The following is a 21,355-nucleotide window of genomic DNA, read 5'->3' on the forward strand; positions in this document are numbered from 1 at the left end:
GTTTATGCGTTTTTATTTTTTAGTTGCGGAAATGCTCAATAAGCGTACTCCGTAAATTCCGGCCGTGGTGGATCCTTCTTCGGCTTCAAAGCGTACAGTTAGAATTTCATTACTTGCTGCAAGTTCCTGGGGAATCGTATAATCAACTTCAAAAAAGTCATTCCCACGAGTTTCTTTTAAATGCGGTTCGGCAATTGTTGTCCCGTTTATCATAATCATAAACTTGCAACCAGCGTCTTTTCCGAAATAGGTCACGCGTAAGGTTTTAGCTTTGGTTTTTTTATTACGTAAATCATAACTGAACCAGCCTTTAGCGTCTCGCCAGTGTCTATTTTGATTTAAACCATTATTTGAATTTTCAGATAAAATTCCGTGGTCAGACTCCGGTTGTTGTTCGCCCGGAGCCACAAAATCTAATGTGATCTTACGTAAATAGGCTTCGGCTTTTTGCTGCTCTTCGAGCTTTCTTTGTTTCTTCGCTAAACCTTCCGTAGTCTCCTTTTTAAAGTAAATCGAATAACGCTTCTCGTGAATTTTATAAAATGGCTGAAGCACCAAATCTGAATAAGATTCAGGATAAAACAAATCAGGCGCAGCAAAGTGCAACGGCTTACCTTCAACTGGTGTAATCTCGTTTAAAAGATTCGCTCCATTTTCTGTAAGAAACATCGGCGCTTCAGTCAAAGGTAAAAATGGACCGTCTGCGATGTGACCTCCACGACTATCGTCAGCAAAAAGTCCGTCTTGATCTTCATCACCGGTTACGGCAGCCAAAACAATTGGACCATATTTTACAGAAACATAGCCTGAATCATCAGGCAATTCTTCTAAACTTAGATGCATCGGTAATTCCATCTTAATGCGATCGCCATCTTTCCACTTCCGCTCTAAGGGAATATAAGAACCCGGAGTAGCAATGACTTTTTGTAGTTTATCATTTACATAAACCTTCAGTTCACCGGCATTTACCCATTTTGGATAGCGCAACATCAAAGTTGCCTTGGTTTTCTTTTTGCTGTTCCAAACCAGCTCAGTTGATGCTTCCTCAGGAAAGTTTGTTTTTTGGGTTAGCCTAGCTTTTTTCTCTTCCCAGTTCACTTCCGAAGGAATAAACAAATTCACATAAAGTTTATCCTCTTTTTTGGCATAAATAAGTTCGTTGTACTTGGTATGATTTTCCATCCCCGAACCCACACAGCACCAAAAACTGGTTTCCGGCTGCGAATACACGCGATAATGACCGGGACGAATGGGTGTGAAATACACGAAACCACCTTCAGGATTTTGAGAAGATAGTATATGATTGTAGAGTCCACGCTCGTAAAAATCAATGTAGTTCTCATTTGCGGTATCTTCAAACAAGAGCTTACTCAACTTGAGCATATTGTAAGTGTTGCAACTTTCTGGCCCCTGCTCGCTGCTCACCACCGACGAGAAATCATCTATTGGATTAAAATGCTCGCGCACGCTGTTCCCGCCGATGCTAATCGAACGCTGCGTTGTAACATTATCAAAGAAATTTGATGCCGCGTCGTGGTAAGCTTTAGCCTCTTCTAACTGACTGATGCGTTCAAAACCAATAAACTTAGGGATTTGCGTATTGGCGTGCATTCCGGTTAAGATATCTTCATTTGCCGCTAGCGGTTTTAACAGGGCGTGCTGTGAAAAATCTTCGGCGAGTTTCAGGTATTTTTTATCATCTGTAATCGCGTAAACCTCAGCAAAAACTTCGTTGAGTCCGCCATGTTCTGAGTGTAGCATATCTTGAATTTGCACCTCGTTTAGATCGGCAGTAATATCCAAAAACCAATCAGTCAACTCAATGAGCATACGCTTTGCCTGCGGAAGTTCTGCGTGAACCCACGCATCCTTTAATCCGTTGAAGGTTTTATGGATGTTATACAGCGGCACCCACTTATCGTTGAGACTGAAACTTCCTGCGTTGATCTTTCCTGCTTTAATTTCTGCCCAAAGCGCATCGCTTCCCGGCACGCCACCAATGTAACCGTTCCCATTTGCTTTTTGAACGCGATCTAATTCCGCTAATGCATACTCTAGCATCTCTTTAGCCTTTTGATCTCCGGTAGAAGCATAATACATCGACAATGCCGAAATATAATGTCCAGCAGTATGTCCGTCAAGACCGGTATTTTCCCAGTTAGTATAGGAATCGGCTTTAGGATCAAGACCAGCTTCACGTAAAAACGGAGCGAGTAGTCGATCTACATCCAGCGCTTGTATGTATTTAAAATCGGTTAGTGCCGCTTCTTTAAAGACTCCGGATTCAACCGAAACCGCATTCAACGGAAAAAGCGAAACCTTCTCCTGCGCTTCAGCTACAGCATTTAATAAAAACAGGCTAACAACTATATATTTTATTTTAATCAAGTACATTGTTTTTTAAGATTGGCCAACCTTCAGCATCCCACTGAAGTTCAGCAATTTTTAATTTTGGCGCACCATTATCATTAGCATCATACGCGTGAAAAATGATATAATTCTTTCCGTCGAAAGTGTAGGTGCTGTTATGCCCCGCGCCATACCAATTGTCATTTCCTTCAATGATCAACGTACCGCCGCCGTTGTTTAAGGCAACACCATCTTTATCTACATAGGGCCCCGTCGCACTTTTAGATCTTCCAACCACTACTTTATAAGTACTGTTTTCGCCCCGACAGCATAAATCCCAAGACAAGAACTGATAATACAAATTTCCTTTTTTAAAGATAAAAGGCGCTTCTAGCGCTGCATCTCCAGGGTTGGCATCTGCCAGATCAAAAGAGCGTTCCCTGCGCGCGATCGTATGCCATTCTTGTGGTTGTGCAATTGACATTAAATCGTCTGAAAGCTTAACCATTTTGAGTCCATCCCAAAAGGAACCATATGCTAAATACGGGGTGTTATCGTCAAATACTAAATTGGGATCGATGGCATTCCATAAATCACGATTTGGAACCGACTGAATTACGATACCCTGATCTTCCCATTTGTAATTAGGATCATCTGCATCAAGTGTAGTATTGATGGTTAACCCGATCGCTGAAGTGTTTTTTGCAAATGCAGAAACTGAATAATACAGATAGTATTTTCCATTATGAAATGTGATGTCAGGAGCACAAATATGATTATTAAAATCAGCCGAAACATCATCTGCCCAAACCGGTTCTTCAGAAAAAACTTGAGGTTCTTTTTCCCAGTTCTTCAAGTCTGGCGAACTGAATACTGAAATTCCTCTTCCGGTGCAAAAGAGATAATAGGTATCGCCCTGCTTGATCGCAACCGGATCGTGAACGCGGATTTCTTGTGCGAGAAGGCTATTGAACACTAAAAGACTAAAAAAGGTAAAAAGCGTTTTCATAGTTTAGTTTTCTGGTTGAATTCCTTCTGAAGTCATTACGATAGGTTTGATCGTGCCGTCTTCGTTGTAGTATAAACGATCTACACAAACCGAACGGTGAAAACTGCTACCGTGAGTAGGAATGCTTCCGTTATGATAAACGAAGTACCATTTGTCTTTAAATTCATTAATCGACTGATGGTTAGTATTGCTGTTACCGGCAACATTGTCTAGTGTATATACTTTAGCTGCGACAGACTCCTCCGGTTCTTTAGGAGTCATTGATGTTGCAGGCGCTTCACCCCTTTCTCTCACCGGTGAATCTGAAGAGCAAGAAGTTGCCATTGTGAACAAAAAAATTAAAAGACCTTTATGTAAAACCTTTATAATTCTTTTATTTCTTTTCATAGCAATGGGTTTATTTGCCTTCTAAGACCACTACCGAAAATGCCGGCAACGTCACTTCCAAGACACCTTTCTTGAATTTAAAATCTTTAAATCCTTCAGGCATGATATGCTCAGGATCTTCAAAAGAATTGTGATCTTGAAGTTTTTCTGAAGCTAAGATTTCAGCAGAAAAATCTTTGATGTTCAATTCGCTTAAATCGATGCTCACGATATTTTCCTTATGCGCATCGATATTTACTAGAGAAATATGCGTTTTACCGTCAGCATCTTTTGAAGCCGATGCAGAAATTGCAGGAAGCTTGTCTCCGTTTAGTATATAATCTGGCGTATCTAAAACTATAGGAATCAATTGAGCATCTTGGTGCACCATATACATTTTTAAAATGTGGTATGTAGGCGTTAAGATCATTTGCTCCCCTTTTGTAAGTGCAACTGCCTGCAAAACATTAACGGTTTGCGCCAAGTTTGCCATTTTTACACGATCACTATGGTTTTGAAAAATATTCAATGTAGTCCCCGCGATTATCGCATCACGCATTGTATTTTGCTGATATAAAAACCCCGGGTTGGTACCTTCTTGTACTTCGTACCATCCACCCCACTCGTCAACAACAAGATCAACTTCTTTGTCCTTGTCATATTTATCCATAATCGCAACGTGTTTGGTGATGAGCTCGTCCATAAATAAGGATGACTTCATCGTTGTAAAATATTGCTCTTCAGAGAACGTAACATCAGGTCCTTTTGCTCCCCAATCGATCACAGAATAATGGTGCAGCGCTACCCCGTCGATTAAGTTTTTAGGAATGTTTTTCATCAACACTTCGGTCCAATTATAATCTGCGCTATTTGCTCCCGAAGCAATTCGGTATAAACCGTCTTTATTATTCCAGCTACCCATGAATGTGGCATACTGGCGATATAAATTAGCGTAGAACTCCGGCTCCATATTTCCTCCGCAGCCCCACATTTCGTTTCCTACGCCCCAGTACGTTACGCCCCAAGATTTCTCGCGGCCGTTTTCCTTACGTAAGTCGGCCATCGGGCTGGTACCATCGTGATTCACATATTGCAGCCAATCTGCAAATTCCTTTACGGTACCGCTACCTATATTTCCTGCTAAATACGGCTCGGTATCTAACGCTTCACAAAGGTTTAGAAAGTTGTGTGTACCAAAACTATTATCTTCAGTCACTCCACCCCACCAAGTATTTACGATCGCAGGACGATCTTCTAGAGGACCAATACCATCTTTCCAATGATACGTATCGGCAAAACAACCTCCAGGCCAGCGCAGGTTAGGAATTTTGATTGCTTTTAAAGCATCAATCAAATCGTTACGTACACCATCTGTATTTGGAATAGGGCTATCCTTCCCTACAAAAAAGCCATCATAAATAGAACGTCCTAAATGTTCTGCAAAATGTCCATAAATATGTTTACTTATAGTTGGCGCGTCTTGTGAAGGTTTTAAGATAATTGATGCATCTTGAGCATTTAGAAGTGAGAAGCAGCAAAACGTAACTATGAAAACACCTATAATTTGTAATTTGTTTATCATCTGTAAATAATTTGATGTTTGAATTAATATTCCACTCTACAGAACATTAATTTAAAGGTTATTAAAAATGAGATTTTGGGGAACATTTTAAAAGTTCCCCAATTATCTTAGATAACAGTGGAGATTCAGAGAAATTATATACAGAGATATGATTTATTATACAGGCAAATTTTCTGTCTAAAATTCTTAAATCTATATTTTTATTTGAACCATTTAATTCGCTGAATTTGGCAATAGATTTGGATTAACGTCTAATTCAGTCTGCGGAATCGGTAAATATTTTTTGCCCGCAGTCCAAGAATTAAAATCTCCATCGTGATTTTGCAATTCAGATAGCTTTGCTGAATCATACAACCAACTCCATCTTATAATATCATGTATACGAAACCCTTCGATAGCAAATTCTAGTGCACGTTCATGAGCTATCTGATAACGCATTTGCTGTTATCGATAATTTAATTATAAGTGTTTGTTCTACATTTCCAAATGTATACAATCATCTCAGAATTAAAAAAATATATTTTAAAAACTTTTATTTTATACTTGTGTACGATTATGAAGACGATATCTATTGGCATAATTGTGTTATTAACATTTATATTTAGAGCTTTCCTCGGGTATATTCTATAAATTCGCTTTTTAAAAATTGTATTGCCATGCTAAATAATTACAATGCCGAGGACAAAGTGCTTCTTGCGGTAGATTGTATCATTTTTGGATTTGATCAAGAGGATTTAAAGATTCTTTTGATTAAGAGGGATTTTGAACCAGAAAAAGGAAAGTGGTCTCTTATAGGCGGTTTCCTAAAAAAAACTGAGACTTTGGATGATGCAGCAAATCGTATTTTGCATCATCTCACAGGTTTTGATGAAATTTATATGGAGCAACTTTACAATTTCAGTAAAATTGACCGGGATCCTGCAGAGCGTACACTTTCGGTAGCTTATTTTGCTTTAATTAATATTGAAGATCATGATGAGAAACTCATTGAACAGTATTCTGCTAAATGGTTCAGTATAGAAGAAGCCCCTTCCCTCATATTTGACCATAATCAAATGGTACAAAAGGCCATATTGAGATTGCGTCGCAGAGCCATATCAAAACCTATAGGCTTTGAACTTCTTCCTGAAAAATTTACCATGCGCCAACTTCAAAAACTTTATGAGTCTATTTTAAACGAGAAGTTAGACAAACGTAATTTTATAAATAAAGTGAATGGCCTAGATATTCTAGTTAAGCTAGAAGAGAAAGATATGACATCATCAAGGAAAGGATCATTTCTCTACCAGTTTGATAAAGAAAAATACGATCGAAACATTGAAGACGGTATTACCTTTAAAATATAAACCTGTATTTCATTAGACATAACACTGTTTCTTAAGAGAATGCTAAAATCCCGCCTTTGTCTAATAAAATCAGATTTCTTTTAAACAAAACTGTACATTTGCTTAGCTACAACGAGCAAATCCATACATGAACGCTATAAAAACATCATTTAGCATCAAAGACTTAGAGTGCCTGGGTGGTATTAAAGCGCATACAATACGTATATGGGAACGTAGATATAATTTACTGAAACCAGAGCGATCTGCAACAAATATCAGATACTACTCCTTATCAGATTTAACCAAGTTACTCAACGTTGCATTCTTACTCGATCACGATTATAAAATTTCTAAGATCGCTGAAAATTCGAGTAAAGAAATAGGCAATCTCGTAGCGACGATAGTTGAGAGTAGTGATTTTGGTTGCAACGCCAATGCGCGTAATTCCTTTAAAATAGCAATGATGAATTTTGATCAAAAGCTATTTACGAAAACGTACAATGGTCTTTTAGAAACATATAGCTTTAGAGAAATATTCTTTCAAATTTTTATTCCGCTGTTAGAAGAAATTGGTCTTTTATGGCAAGCCGGAGTAGTTAATCCTGCACACGAGCATTTTATAAGTAATTTAATAAAGCAAAAAATACTTTTACTTATAGAAAGAACAGATGCTACTGAGAGTATAAATACCTCAAAAACATTTATTCTTTTTCTTCCTGAAAATGAAATACACGATCTCGGTTTAATGTATTTAAATTATGAGATCGTTTCCCAAGGATATAAATGTATTTATCTGGGGCAAAGTATTCCGACAGAAAGTTTGAAATACTTGATGAATAACCAAACCAATGCCTGTTTTGTTTCGTATTTAACTGTGAAACCTAGTGAAATATCAGTTTCAAAATTTGCACAAGATTTTAATACAGATTTGGAGAATGAAGATGCTCCACTATTTCTTTTAGGTAGGTTAGTTCAAAATGCAGATACAGATCAATTACCATCAAATGTAAAATTAATTAAATCTATAGCAGCTTTTAGGGAGCTTCTATAACTATAAAATATGTCAAAAAAAATCGTCATTTTAGGTTCAGGTTTTTCATCTCTTGCTGCCGCTTGCTATCTTGCTAAAGAAGGTAATTCTGTAGCAATTTTTGAGAAAAATAGTTCTCTAGGCGGCAGAGCGCGCCAACTTAAGAGAGATGGTTTTACATTTGATATGGGTCCTTCCTGGTATTGGATGCCTGATGTATTTGATCGTTTTTTTGCAGATTTTGACAAAAAAACCTCAGACTATTATTCACTAGAGAAATTAGGGCCGGCTTATAGTGTATACTTTGGTGTTAATGATTATATAACTATTGAAGATACATTAGAAAAAATAAAGCAAACATTTGAGCAACTCGAACCGGGAAGTGCCGCAAAATTACAGGAATTTATAGATGAAGCTGGTAAAAATTATGACGTTGCTATCAAAGAACTAGTGTATAGACCCGGCGTGTCACCATTAGAATTGGTCACTCCGGCAACCATAAAAAAAATTGGATCTTTCTTTAGTACAATTAGTAAAGAAGTACGTAAATCATTTAAAAATGAGCGTCTTGTTGAAATTTTAGAATTTCCGGTTTTATTCTTAGGTGCAAAAGCGACAAAAACTCCTGCATTTTATAGCTTTATGAATTACGCAGATTTTGGGATAGGGACTTTTCATCCTAAAAATGGTATGTTTTCAGTTGTAAGCGCAATGGTTGATCTAGCTAAAGAATTAGGTGTTCAGTTTAATATAAATAGTGAAGTTAGCCGTATTAGAACTGAAGGAAACAAAGCTGTAGGTATTGTTGCCAACGGGAAAAATATAGAGGCTGACGTAGTTCTGAGCGGTGCAGATTATCATCATACCGAAACTTTAATTCCGAAGAATCTAAGACAATATTCTGATCAGTATTGGGAAAATAAAGTATTTGCTCCATCCTCTTTATTATTCTATGTAGGATTTGATAAAAAAATTAAAAATGTAAATCATCATACTCTCTTTTTTGATGTAGATTTTGAAAAGCATGCGCGTGATATATATGATGTTCCCGAATGGCCGGACGAACCCTTGTTTTACGCTAATTTTCCTTCAATAACAGATAGCTCAATGGCTCCGGAAGGACAAGAGGCTGGCTTTTTCCTAATACCACTTGCTCCCGGCTTACATGATACGCCAGAACTGCGAACGAAATATTTTGATAAAATCATAGATCGTTTAGAACATTTGACTAATCAACAGGTTAAAAAAAATATTATATTTAAAGAGTCCTTCTGCGTAAACGATTTTATTGAAGAATATCATTCCTATAAAGGTAACGCCTATGGTATGGCAAATACATTATTACAAACTGCCTTTTTACGACCAAAATTAAAAAGTAAAAAAGTTGAAAATCTGTACTTTACCGGTCAACTTACTGTACCGGGACCAGGAGTACCTCCATCTCTAATTTCAGGTAAATTAGTTGCAGGATTGATTACAAAAAAAGAATAAGAAAAAGAATGAAAGAGATATTTGACCACGTTTCATTGGCCTGTTCGCAGACAGTAACAAAAATGTATAGTACATCGTTTTCAACGGCTACAAGGATGCTTGCACCCAGCATACGTAAGGATATTCATAATATATATGGCTTTGTACGCTTTGCCGATGAGATTGTCGACTCATTTCACGACTACGATAAGCAAACACTCTTCAGTAGATTTGAAGACGATTTAGAATTTGCGCTAACCGATAAAATTAGTCTCAATCCTATTCTTAATTCTTTTCAAAAAACTTTTCATGATTATCAGATAGAAAAGCATCTTGTAGATTCTTTTATGAACAGTATGCGATTAGATTTAAGTAAAAGCAAATACCTCACGGAAGAAGAATATAAGAACTACATCTATGGATCTGCAGATGTTGTGGGCTTGATGTGTCTTACTGTTTTTGTGCAAGGAGATAGAGAGAAATACGACGAACTTAAAGAATCTGCTATGAGTTTAGGTTCGGCATTTCAAAAGGTAAATTTTCTTAGAGATCTTAAGGCAGATCATGAAGAGTTAAGCCGAACTTATTTTCCAAATACAAATCTCAATGAGCTTGATGAAGTTTCTAAACAACAAATTATAGCAGACATCGAAGCAGACTTCGCCAAAGGACTTTCAGGAATCTGTAAACTTCCGGTAGAGGCAAAATTTGGAGTTTATACCGCGTATAGATATTATAGAAAACTTTTGAGTAAATTAAAGAGCACACCCTCTTTAGAAATTAAAAATGCACGTATACGTGTTCCTAATTATGTAAAAGCATCTCTGCTCGCTCGCAGTTATGTAAAATACCGATTAAACCTTATTTAAAATGCAAGCACTTCTTTGGATATTTGTTTTTTTACTAACCTTCGGAATAATGGAATTTATGGCCTGGTTCACACACAAGTATGTGATGCACGGCTTTTTATGGTCTTTGCATCGCGATCATCACCATAAAGATCACGGGTCTTGGTGGGAACGTAATGACTTTTTTTTCATCTTTTATGCGTTAGTAAGTATAGGTTGTTTTTTACTATGGCAATATGAAAATGTATGGATAGGTTTACCTATTGGTTTAGGCATATTTGCTTACGGGGTTGCTTATTTTATGGTTCACGATATTTTTATTCATCAGCGGTTTAAATTATTTAGAAATGCCAACAACTGGTATGCAAAAGGCATACGCCGAGCACATAAAATGCATCACAAACACTTAGGAAAAGGTGATGGTGAATGCTTTGGAATGTTGGTTCCGCCAATGAAATACTTCAAAAGATAAATGAGTTTTTTAACCGCATCTTGGAAAAAATTATGCTTTGCCAATTATGCGGTGGATCCTGCTATACTCAAACCTTACTTACCTGCACATACAGAATTAGATTTCTACGAAGGTAAATGCTATGTAAGCCTGGTAGGTTTTCTATTTGATGATGTAAAATTGAAAGGTATATCAATACCGTTTCACAAACGTTTTGAGGAAGTAAATCTTCGTTTCTATGTGAAACATTTTGATGGTAAGAAATGGAAAAGAGGAACCGTTTTTATTTCAGAAATTGTAAATAAGCCAGCAATCGCTTGGGTTGCAAATACCCTTTATAATGAGAATTACAGTGTATTTAAAATGCATTATAAACATGATCTAACTTCCGAAGAAAATTTTTTCAGTTATGGTGTTTTTTATGAGGATAGTTGGCAGTTATTACAAGTAACGACTGCTCCTAAACCTGAGGTTTATGCCAGCGGTGGTATTATAAGTTTTATTACAGAACACTTCTGGGGATACAGCATAAAGGATAGCTTAAACACCTGGGAATATGAAGTAACTCATCCTATATGGAAATCCTATAAAATTCTTGATTCTGAGATCCTCTTTGATTTTGGAGGTATTTACGGTAGCGCTTTTGAAGACTTATCACATCGGCAACCTGATAGTATACAATGTATGGAAGGCTCTCCTATAACTATAGAAGGAAAAAAACGTATTAAAGGATAATTACTGTAAATCGGTTATCTAAGGGATCAAGTGCCTCAAATAATGCGGGTATCAACTTATCACCGTGCTCCAGATAAAATTCAGAAAAATTCATAACACGTTCCTGTAAATTTTGAGAAGGAAATAATTCATTCTGAATACTAGTAAACCGCTGAATATGGTCACCTAATTTTTTCTTTTGTGCGGTTAATAAACGCTTCTCTAAATTATCTAAGCCTTTTAATTGCTTAACTTCCTGAGCTTTTACTGCTCCTAAGAAAGATGCATCTGTTTCTGAAGCAATCTTATATAAATCCTCAAACTGACGTATCAAGTGCTCCTTTTGTTGAGAAAAATCAACATCGATATTTGAGATTTTTCTAATCTTTCTGTTGATTAAATCGTTCTGTTTTAAAAATATCTCCTCTAAACTTAAATCTAATTTATTAAGCTTTTGATGTTGCTTCTGGGTGATTAATAATGCAGAATTACGCAACATTAAAACTGGGAAAGTGACATTTACTTTATCAAAAAAGCTCTTTAATTCTAACCAATAAGCAATTTCACCACCACCACCTATGTAAGCAAGGTTTGGCAAAATAACCTCTTGATATAGCGGTCGCATGATAACATTAGGACTAAAGCGCTCTGGATGCTCCTTTAATTCTGTTATAATCGCATCTTTAGTAAAAACTAGATCTGTATTATTAATGTAAAACTGGCCTTCCTTCTCGAGAATACGCTCTCTTGAATTAGGTAAAAGATAAAAGAGATTGATCTCACGTGCATTGACTTGAACAGGATACCCTTTATTTTCTAATTCTTCGGCTTGTGCTGTAACGTATTTATAGGCAATTTGATCTACAAGCTCTTGTTCAATAAATGGAGTAAAAACTCGTTTTAAATCTTTATCGTTTCCATCTACAATGACCAATCCATATTTACCAAATAGGGAATTGGCTAAAAAACGGGTAGCGTTGGCTAGATTATCCTGATTTATATAGGCATCTTCAAAAAGTGTGCACAAGTCTTTGGCAATTTGTGTCGTGCCAAATTCTGCACAAATAAGTTCAAGAATAGCTTCTAAACCAAATGTGTCAAATGCTCCAACTGCTCCCTTATTATTATCAAGAACATCCTCCCTATTCCATTGTATTTTTTTCCCATGTATTCTAAAGTAATTGATTTCGTCAAAATCGTGATCTTCTGTAGCCATCCAATAAACAGGAACAAAATTTGATTTTGGATATGCCTCTTTCAGCGTTTCCGCTAACTTAATGGTGCTTATAATTTTATATAAAAAATAAAGAGGTCCTGTAAAAAGATTAAGTTGGTGACCCGTCGTTACAGTGAATGTATTCTTTTCTGATAATGAATTTAAAGCTGAATTCACGGCCTCATCAACTTCAGTATTCTTGTATTGAGCTTTTAAAGCAGATACCAATACAGATCTGTTTTCTTGCGAAAAATGTTTACGTTCTAATTGATCTTTAAAATTTTCTAAAGAGGGAAAATTGGAGTAAAATCCCTTTACAGCCTCATCTTCATCAAGATAATCACAGATAAGTTTTGAAAAATAACCAGTTTCTTTATAGGGAAGGTAATGTTTGGACATTGAATATTATTTTCGAGGCAAAATTAAACGTATAAATGGGTTTAGCCCGCTAAAGTTACGTTAATTAGAAGATATGACTTTCTATCAATTTTAGTAGATTTACTACTTAACAACGCAGCAATCCTATGAGAATTAAACTAGCCATTTTATCTTTTTTTATTACCTCTTTATCATTTTCACAAACTATAAAATCTCCGGAAGAATTTCTCGGATATAAAATAGGCACGCAATTCTCAAGACATGCTGATGTTGTTGCTTATTTTAAGCACGTTGCAGAAAATTCTCAATGGGTGACCTATACCGAGTATGGAAAAACAAATGAGCGCAGACCACTAACCTATGCCATTGTCACAACTCCACAGAATCAAAATAATATTGAAAATATACGTTTAAACCAACTCAAAAATGCCGGTGTAGAATCTGGCTCTGCAAGTCCCGATAAAGCAATTGTATGGCTTAGTTATAATGTACACGGCAACGAGGCCAGTAGTACTGAGGCTTCTATGATAACGCTATACGAACTTATCACAAATAAAAAAGAATGGTTAGAGAACACTGTTGTTATTATAGATCCTTGTATTAATCCAGATGGTAGAGATCGCTATGCAAACTGGTATAATAAAGTAAAAGCTACGCCCTACGATACAAACCCCGATGCCGAAGAACATAATGAGCCTTGGCCTGGAGGTAGAGCGAATCACTATTTATTCGACTTAAATAGAGATTGGGCTTGGGCAACACAAGTTGAAACGCGCCAGAGATTAAAAGTATATAATAGTTGGATGCCTCATATTCATGTAGATTTCCATGAGCAAGGTATTAATGAACCTTATTATTTTGCACCTGCCGCAGAGCCATTTCATTCTATTATCACACCCTTTCAGAGAGATTTTCAAACTTTAATAGGAAAAAATCACGCCAAGTATTTTGACCAGAATGGATGGCTATTTTTTACTAGAGAACGCTTTGACTTGCTTTATCCAAGTTATGGAGATACGTACCCAACTTATACTGGGTCGATGGGTATGACTTATGAACAAGCAGGTGGTGGAAGCGCTGGTTTAGGGATTAAAAAATCTGATGGAAGCATTCTTACCTTAGTAGATAGAGTTGCACATCATTTTACAACCGGAATCTCTACTGTTGAGATGGCTTCAGCAAATATTGAAAAGCTAAATACTGAGTTTGCAAAATACTTCAGTGCTGCAAATGTCAAATACAAAAACTTCACATTAAGTGGGGAGAAAGATCACCTACAGGCATTAATTGATCTTTTAGATGTTCACGGTATTCAATATACTTTTTCCGAATCTGGAAAATCTACGGGTTACAACTATACAACTGGTAAACAAGAAACTCTTACTTATGATGAGGCGATTAATATAAGTACAAATCAACCAAAAGGTAAATTAGTGCACGTTTTATTTGAGCCAGAAGCAGCACTATCTACTCCACTTACTTACGATATCACTGCGTGGAGTTTACCTTATGCGTATGGCTTAAATGCTGTTGCAAATACTAAGCCCGCTACTGGCGGCACTTTTAAGTCTAAAATGCCAATGCTAAACACTCTGTCTAAAACCGCTCCGGGATATTTATCAAAATGGAATAGTATGACAGATGCTAAGTTTTTAAGTGCTCTGTTACAAGCAGCAATTAAAGTGCGTTTTTCTGAAAGAGAATTTGTTATTGACGATATCACGTATTCCGCCGGAACTTTGATAATAACACGAAGTGATAATAATGCGTTAGAAAATTTTGATGACGTATTGATACAGATCGCAAATAAATTTAATCGAACGCTCACGCCAGCATCAACAAGCTTCGCTTCTTCAGGACCAGATTTTGGATCGCCTTATGTAAAGTTGATCAATAAACCTAGAATTGCGGTTTTTACGGGAGAGCAGACATCTTCTCTTAGTTACGGAGCTACCTGGCAATTCTTTGAGCAGCAGTTAGAATACCCCATAACTTCCATTGCTGTTTCAGAAGCAGATCGTGTTAACTGGTCTGATTATGATGTTTTAGTTATGCCTAATGGTCGTTATAAACTTTCAGAAAACACATTATCACAATTAAAAAGTTGGGTACATACGGGCGGAAATTTAATTGCTGTAGACGGTGCCCTAAAACTCTTTGCAGATACAGAAGATTTTAATTTAAAAACGGTACAGTTTGAATCCCCTAAAGGTAAAGACTCAATAACCTCAAAATTAATACCCTATGCAGACCGAGAAATGGACAGCTCAAAAAGCCTAATCAGTGGTAGTATTTTTAAAACAGATGTAGATTCCACACATCCTTTAGCTTTTGGATATGAAAACACCTATTATTCCTTAAAAATAGGTGATGATGCGTATTCGCTACTTGATGAAGGCTATAATGTCGCATATCTAAATGATAATCCTCAAAGCACATCTGGATTTGCAGGTAATGAGGCACTCAATAAACTTAAAAACAGCCTGATTTTTGGTGTAGAACCTTTAGGCCGAGGTACAATTACATATATGGTAGATGATCCGCTATTTAGAGCTTTCTGGGAAAATGGTAAACTCTTTTTTGCAAATGCGCTTTTTAAAAATAATCCTAATAATTATCGTAAATAATTTGACACTAGCACCTTTAGAACTTAAAATATTAGAGAGTTTCATACTTCTAGGAGTTCTTATTCTCATACGATACGCTGTATCTAAACTTATCGTGCGTAGATATATACGCGCCAATTTTGATATAACTCGCAAACAAATAACGATCAAACTTCTAAACACGCTGTTTTTTGTGGTGCTCGGTTTCTGCCTTGCAGTTATTTGGGGTTTATCGGGTGCAGATGTAATTGCAGGTATTGGATCTGTCGTTACAATTTTGGGTGTTGCATTTTTTGCTCAGTGGTCTTTGCTAAGTAATATTACATCAGGTCTGATTCTATTTTTCAACCACCCTTTAAAAATTGGTGACTATGTAGAAATTGTAGATAAAGATTTTCCTATGGCTGGAAGAGTAGAAAATATAACTTTATTCTTTCTTCATCTGCGTAATAAAGACAATCACGTTTATACGCTTGCAAATACTATTGTAGCCCAGAAGACTATGCGAATTATGAAACCAGAAGAATATTTTGAAGAAATGGAACAACTGGAAGATGAAAAAGAAAATAAAAACATACCTGGAGAAGAATCTGCACTTGATTAATTTTATGAAAAAACACTTTATTCACTTAAGCCTATCGGTATTTGTTCTTGCCTCATGTGGTTCAAATAAAACCGAAATAACTAAACCGGAAGAATCAAATCAATTTCAAGTTGATTATGAATCGTATACTTTAGATAATGGTCTAACCGTGATCCTTCACCAGGACTCTTCAGATCCTGTGGTTGCTGTGGCCCTGACTGCACACGTAGGTTCAGCAAAAGAAAAAGAGGGACGCACGGGATTTGCACATCTATTTGAACATTTACTTTTTCTAGAATCTGAAAATTTAGGTAAAGGAGGACTGGACCAAATGAGTGCTCGTGTAGGGGGTAGTGGTGCAAATGGCTCTACAAACAGAGACCGCACAAATTATTTTCAAACGGTTCCTAGCGATGCCTTAGAAAAAATGATCTGGGCAGAAGCTGATAAATTAGGCTATTTTATTAATACCGTTACAGAACCTGTACTTGCGAAGGAAAAGCAAGTGGTTAAAAATGAAAAGCGTCAAAGCTATGATAACCGACCTTATGGTCATCAAAATTATGTGATTCATAAAAATTTATATCCAAAGGATCATCCATACAATTGGCAAGTAATTGGATCTTTAGAAGATCTGCAAAATGCTACCCTTTCTGACGTAAAGGAATTTTATAACCGCTGGTATGTTCCTAATAATGTTACTTTGACAATTGCAGGTGATTTTGATACACAGGAAACTAAAAATTGGATTAATAAATATTTTGCTGAAATTCCTCGAGGCAGTGATATACCTGTAGTTGAAAAACGGGTACCAAAACTTACCAGCATCAAGAATTTATATTATGAAGATAATTTTGCCAGACTTCCGCAATTAACGATGACTTGGCCTGCTGCTCCAGAATATACTAAAGACTCTTATGCGTTAGAAGTTTTAGCTAACTTTTTATCAAATGGAAAAAAAGCGGTTTTAAATACGGTTCTTATAGATAGTTTGCAATTAGCTGCAAATCCCACTATGCGATACGGAGGATCAGAACTTTCTGGGGAGATAAATTTAAGTGTGCGTGCAAATGCAGGCGTAGATCTGGATTCTGTATATAAAGCAATTAATAAAGCATTCATGTTATTTGAAGAAAATGGAATTTCTAAAGAAGAACTTGAACGCATTAAAGCAACACAAGAAACTAAATTTTACAGCAGTCTTAGTAGCGTTTTAGGAAAAGGGTTTCAGTTGGCTCAGTATCAAATATTCGCAGGAAATCCAGGCTATATTAATGCAGATTTAAAGCAAATTCAAGCTGTTACTATAGCCGATGTAAAATCGGTTTACGATAAATATATTAAGGATAAAAATTACGTAACCACAAGCTTTATTCCTAAGGGTGATATCGCTTCAGCGCTCGAAGGAGCACAACGCGCAGAAGTAGAAGAAGAACAGATTGTAAATGGTGCTGAAGATGAGTTTGATCCATCAATAACTTCTGAATATGAACGGTCCTATTCCTCTTTCGATCGCTCTGAAGAACCGAAATACGGCGAAGCCCCAATATTAAAAATTCCTGATGTCTGGACTGCAGAATTAGATAATGAACTTAAGATTCACGGTATTCAAAGTGACGAAGTACCACTCGTAAATTTTCAATTCACCATACAAGGCGGATTATTAACAGAACCAGATAAGAAAGAAGGCGTTGCAAACCTAACTGCCGCATTGCTTACTAAAGGAACGCTTCATAAAACTCCTGCAGAATTAGAAGATGCCTTAGCACTTTTGGGGACTACCATAAATGTGCGCGTATCAGAAGAAAATACTATACTTCAAGGAGTAACATTATCGCGCAATTTTGATAAAACAATGAATCTCGTTGCCGAAATTGTATTAGAGCCACGATGGGATTCTACAGAATTTATTCTGGAGAAAAAAAATATTCTTACTCGGTTAGAACAGCAGAAAGGCGACCCTGGCAGTATTGCAGATATTGCATTTGCTAAAGCTATTTATGGTAAAGATCACGTTTTAGCCAAAAATCGCTTAGGAACTATCCAATCTGTAAAGGATCTCACAATTGAAGACGTAAAATCATATTATAATCTTTTTGCTCCTAATATCACTACCTTAGAAGTTGTAGGAGATTTAAGTCAATCAGAAATAACTAGGGCTTTAACAACGCTTAACTTAAAATGGAAATCAAAGAATATTAGTATAAGTAAACCTTCAGCAACAAATCAAATAAACAATCCTATTATTTATTTTATAGATGTTCCTGGAGCAAAACAATCTCAGTTACGTTTTGGATATGTAGCTCTTTCTGCCACTGATACGGACTATTTGCTGGCACAAATGATGAATTATCGTTTGGGAGGTGGTGGTTTTGCCAGTGATCTTACGCAAATGCTTCGTGAAACTAAAGGATATACTTATGGAGTTAGATCGCGTTTTGACGGTAGTTCCTTACCAGGGCCTTTTATGATTTCTAGTGGAGTGCGCAGTAATGTAACAGCAGAGAGCACAGAGCTAATACGTGAGATTATGCAAAATTACGCAGATAATTTTGACGAGCAAGATTTAGAGTTGACTAAAGGGTATTTCCTGAAAAGCGATGCTCGAAATTTTGAAACTTCATCGGCAAAAATTGACTATCTCAATAAAATCGCCACACTTGGTTTTAGTCCAGATTTTATAATTAAAAATCAGCAGACTATTAAGAATACTACAACCGATGAAATGAGACAAATGGCTTGTAAATACGCAGATCCATCTAAATTGGTCTATGTTATAGTTGGAGATGCTAGTACACAATTAAAGAAAGTTCAGAATTTAGGTATTGAAGTTAAGCTAGTAAATGAAAATCTAGACTAATTAATAAGCTCTGAATAAATAATTCAACTTTCAGTCTTTTTTGAAAACTAATATTGTAGTTTTATAACTATAATATTAGTTTTTATTTTTATGCGTATTTTTTTCTTTCTGATTTTACTTAGCTCCTATCGGGTTTCGCACAAAAAACATTGAATGGTCAAGTCTATAGCGCCAGGGATTCAACGGCGCTTGAAGCAGTTTCTATATATTTTGATGGCACCACATTAGGAACTATAACAAATAGCTCTGGTGCCTATTTCATACCTATTCAAGAAGGAATTAAAAGTTCGTTAGTAATAAGTATGCTGGGTTACGCTCCGGTTTACGTATCAAATTATTTAAATACAAACGGACAAATAGCACCTATTTATCTTACAGAAAATACAGAAGAACTTAGTGCTGTACATATTGAAAATGATGATTGGTCACGTAAAAAAAAACTAAATGTTTTTAGAAAAGAATTCTTAGGAAATTCTCTGCAAGCATTGGAATGTAAAATTTTAAACGAAGATGATTTAAAACTGCATTACAGCAAATCGACTAAACAACTTACAGCCTGGGCAGATGTTCCCTTAGTTATAGAGAATAAACACTTAGGTTATCTGGTAAATTATACCTTGACAGACTTTCAAGTCAACTATGAAAAAAGTTTAGAAACTGGTTTTACTTATGTACATCAAGTATACACCGAAGGCTTTACATTTTTTAAAGAGTTAAAGAAAAAAACCAAAAGAAAGTTTACAGTAAATAGACAAAAATCCTATTTGGGGTCGACTTTGCACTTTTTACGCTCCCTATCCCAAGAGCAATTAACAGAGAATAGGTTTAAAATTTACTATAAAAGCTTTGAAATTGCTCCATATTCACGTTTTAAACTGCAAAAAGAAAATTCTTCAATGTATGTAGAACTTACTGTAGATAAACTGAGTATATTATACAATAATGAAGAGCAATCATTCATACAAGCTCAGGCTCCATTTGTAATTGATGCTTTTGGAAATCATTCTCCGGCTTCCGCATTAAGTACAGGAGGTGTTATGTCTTTAAAAAGGTTTGCTTTTATGCTTCCGCTAGATTATAAATTCCGTCAGGAGTAACTTTTCCGAATGCATTCATTTTTGAACTCTAAATCTTCAGAGTCAAAGTAATGAATATCTATTGCTTAACAATAGGCTCTGCATACAAATCAAAATCTTCGGCCTCTGTTATTTTAACCCAAGTGAATTCACCTGTCTTTAAATAATGAGTTGTAGCATCTATGAGTACCTCATTATCAACATCTGGAGAATCAAACTCGGTACGACCCACGAAGTAATTTCCTTCTTTACGATCTACCACGATACGGAACTCCTGCCCTATTTTTTGTTGATTGAGTTCCCAACTAATTTGAGATTGTAAGGCCATTATTTCATTCGCACGCTCCATTTTTACTTCTTCAGGTACATCATCTTCGAGATTATACGCGTGTGTATTTTCTTCGTGTGAGTACGTAAAGCAACCTAAACGTTCAAAACGCATTTCTTTAACCCAGTCGCGTAACAGTTCAAAATCTTCTTGCGTTTCCCCAGGATAACCTACAATAAGCGTAGTTCTTATGGTCATCTGTGGTACTTTTTCTCTAAAGGTTTTAAGTAACGCGTTAGTCTTTTCATAGGTAGTACCACGACGCATAGATTTCAATAATTTGGTCGAAATATGCTGTAAAGGAATATCTATGTAATTACAAACTTTAGGTTCATCATTCATTACGTCAAGTACATCTTCCGGAAAACCGGTTGGGAATGCATAATGTAGACGTATCCACTCAATACCTTCTACTTTAACGAGTTCTCGTAGTAATTTTGCTAATGCGCGTTCTTTGTATAAATCTAACCCGTAGTAGGTAAGATCCTGAGCTATAAGTATTAATTCTTTAATACCGCTAGCTGCAAGCTTTTCAGCTTCAATTACCAAGTTTTCTATAGGTGTACTTTTGTGGCCTCCACGCATTATCGGGATTGCGCAAAAGGAACACGGTCTGTCACAACCTTCGGCAATTTTTAAATATGCATAATTTTTTGGAGTTGTGGTTAAACGCTCTCCAATTAGTTCGTGCTTGTAATCTGCTCCTAATGCTTTTAACAGACCTGGAAGTTCTGTAGTTCCAAAATATTGATCTACATTAGGAATCTCTTTTTGTAAGTCTGGCTTATAGCGCTCAGAAAGACATCCTGTAACAAAAACCTTGTCTACAATACCATCCTCCTTTTTCTGAACATACTCTAAAATGGTATTTACAGATTCTTCTTTTGCATTCGCAATAAACCCACACGTATTGATAACCACAACATTACCCTCCTTTTCGTGTACTACCTCTTTATTATTAGCACGCAATTGTCCCATCAACACTTCACTATCATAAACATTCTTAGAGCAACCAAGGGTTACTACGTTTATTTTGTTCTTCTTTAGGGTTTTAGTACGCATAAGGCTATTTATTTCGGGGCGCAAAGATAACACAATTTCAAGGTTTATAGCCCTAAATTACCTTAATCTTAGATTTGGAAAAAATACGTTTTCAGAAAACAA

General features: G+C 36.2%; 17 protein-coding genes. 10 read left to right on the top strand and 7 right to left on the bottom strand.

What is annotated here, in order from left to right; all coding sequences use genetic code 11:
- Window positions 1-12 precede the first annotated feature (12 nt).
- From ABVM53_RS00890 to ABVM53_RS00910, 5 genes are all read right to left on the bottom strand, one after another.
- On the bottom strand, window positions 13-2,394 hold the full coding sequence (locus tag ABVM53_RS00890) for a beta-L-arabinofuranosidase domain-containing protein (RefSeq protein ID WP_405328380.1): 2,382 nt from the start codon (window positions 2,392-2,394) through the stop codon (window positions 13-15).
- Window positions 2,381-3,358 (bottom strand): arabinan endo-1,5-alpha-L-arabinosidase, encoded by a 978-nt coding sequence (locus ABVM53_RS00895; RefSeq protein ID WP_405328383.1) that lies wholly within the window; start codon window positions 3,356-3,358, stop codon window positions 2,381-2,383. The genes ABVM53_RS00890 and ABVM53_RS00895 overlap by 14 nt, the downstream gene beginning before the upstream one ends.
- 3 nt (window positions 3,359-3,361) lie before the next feature.
- Window positions 3,362-3,745, bottom strand: coding sequence for a family 43 glycosylhydrolase (locus ABVM53_RS00900; RefSeq protein ID WP_405328385.1), 384 nt, complete (start codon window positions 3,743-3,745; stop codon window positions 3,362-3,364).
- A 10-nt stretch (window positions 3,746-3,755) separates the two neighbouring features.
- Window positions 3,756-5,306 (bottom strand): alpha-N-arabinofuranosidase, encoded by a 1,551-nt coding sequence (locus tag ABVM53_RS00905; RefSeq protein WP_405328388.1) that lies wholly within the window; start codon window positions 5,304-5,306, stop codon window positions 3,756-3,758.
- A 213-nt stretch (window positions 5,307-5,519) separates the two neighbouring features.
- Complete coding sequence (locus ABVM53_RS00910) at window positions 5,520-5,744, bottom strand: RagB/SusD family nutrient uptake outer membrane protein (protein ID WP_405328391.1); 225 nt, start codon at window positions 5,742-5,744, stop codon at window positions 5,520-5,522.
- Window positions 5,745-5,962: 218 nt separating this feature from the next.
- Between ABVM53_RS00910 and ABVM53_RS00915 the strand changes: the two genes are divergently transcribed.
- From ABVM53_RS00915 to ABVM53_RS00940, 6 genes are all read left to right on the top strand, one after another.
- Window positions 5,963-6,652: an NUDIX hydrolase gene (locus ABVM53_RS00915; protein WP_405328393.1), complete on the top strand. Its 690-nt coding sequence runs from the start codon at window positions 5,963-5,965 to the stop codon at window positions 6,650-6,652.
- Window positions 6,653-6,779: 127 nt separating this feature from the next.
- The gene (locus ABVM53_RS00920) at window positions 6,780-7,682 is read left to right on the top strand and encodes a MerR family transcriptional regulator (RefSeq protein WP_405328396.1); all 903 of its coding nucleotides are present in this window, start codon (window positions 6,780-6,782) and stop codon (window positions 7,680-7,682) included.
- Between the two features lie 9 nt (window positions 7,683-7,691).
- On the top strand, window positions 7,692-9,152 hold the full coding sequence (locus ABVM53_RS00925) for a phytoene desaturase family protein (protein ID WP_371457384.1): 1,461 nt from the start codon (window positions 7,692-7,694) through the stop codon (window positions 9,150-9,152).
- A gap of 8 nt (window positions 9,153-9,160) precedes the next feature.
- A complete protein-coding gene (locus ABVM53_RS00930; protein ID WP_405328400.1) occupies window positions 9,161-10,000 on the top strand; it encodes a phytoene/squalene synthase family protein in 840 nt (279 codons plus the stop codon).
- A 1-nt stretch (window position 10,001) separates the two neighbouring features.
- Window positions 10,002-10,451: a beta-carotene hydroxylase gene (locus ABVM53_RS00935; protein ID WP_371457382.1), complete on the top strand. Its 450-nt coding sequence runs from the start codon at window positions 10,002-10,004 to the stop codon at window positions 10,449-10,451.
- A complete protein-coding gene (locus ABVM53_RS00940) occupies window positions 10,452-11,165 on the top strand; it encodes a YqjF family protein (protein ID WP_405328403.1) in 714 nt (237 codons plus the stop codon). It abuts the gene before it with no gap.
- On the opposite strand, the gene bshC is transcribed toward ABVM53_RS00940, so the two are convergent.
- Window positions 11,155-12,759 carry a bacillithiol biosynthesis cysteine-adding enzyme BshC gene (gene bshC / locus ABVM53_RS00945; RefSeq protein ID WP_405328406.1) on the bottom strand — a complete coding sequence of 535 codons (1,605 nt, stop codon included), beginning with the start codon at window positions 12,757-12,759 and terminating at the stop codon, window positions 11,155-11,157. The genes ABVM53_RS00940 and bshC overlap by 11 nt on opposite strands.
- A 125-nt stretch (window positions 12,760-12,884) precedes the next feature.
- Here bshC and ABVM53_RS00950 point away from each other — a divergent pair, with 125 nt between their 5' ends.
- The 4 genes from ABVM53_RS00950 (at window position 12,885) to ABVM53_RS00965 (ending at window position 19,884) form a co-directional block, all read left to right on the top strand.
- The gene (locus ABVM53_RS00950) at window positions 12,885-15,365 is read left to right on the top strand and encodes a M14 family metallopeptidase (RefSeq protein WP_405328409.1); all 2,481 of its coding nucleotides are present in this window, start codon (window positions 12,885-12,887) and stop codon (window positions 15,363-15,365) included.
- On the top strand, window positions 15,325-15,948 hold the full coding sequence (locus ABVM53_RS00955; RefSeq protein ID WP_405328412.1) for a mechanosensitive ion channel family protein: 624 nt from the start codon (window positions 15,325-15,327) through the stop codon (window positions 15,946-15,948). The genes ABVM53_RS00950 and ABVM53_RS00955 overlap by 41 nt, the downstream gene beginning before the upstream one ends.
- Before the next feature lie 4 nt (window positions 15,949-15,952).
- On the top strand, window positions 15,953-18,787 hold the full coding sequence (locus tag ABVM53_RS00960) for a M16 family metallopeptidase (protein WP_405328415.1): 2,835 nt from the start codon (window positions 15,953-15,955) through the stop codon (window positions 18,785-18,787).
- 149 nt (window positions 18,788-18,936) lie between these two features.
- Window positions 18,937-19,884, top strand: coding sequence for a carboxypeptidase-like regulatory domain-containing protein (locus tag ABVM53_RS00965; protein WP_405328418.1), 948 nt, complete (start codon window positions 18,937-18,939; stop codon window positions 19,882-19,884).
- A 58-nt stretch (window positions 19,885-19,942) separates the two neighbouring features.
- Here the strand turns inward: ABVM53_RS00965 and rimO are convergent, their stop codons facing one another.
- Window positions 19,943-21,253 carry a 30S ribosomal protein S12 methylthiotransferase RimO gene (gene rimO / locus ABVM53_RS00970; RefSeq protein ID WP_405328421.1) on the bottom strand — a complete coding sequence of 437 codons (1,311 nt, stop codon included), beginning with the start codon at window positions 21,251-21,253 and terminating at the stop codon, window positions 19,943-19,945.
- Between the last annotated feature and the right edge of the window lie 102 nt (window positions 21,254-21,355).

The organism is Leeuwenhoekiella sp. LLG6367-2.1, assembly GCF_045055775.1.
GTDB classification, from domain to species: Bacteria; Bacteroidota; Bacteroidia; order Flavobacteriales; family Flavobacteriaceae; genus Leeuwenhoekiella; species Leeuwenhoekiella aequorea.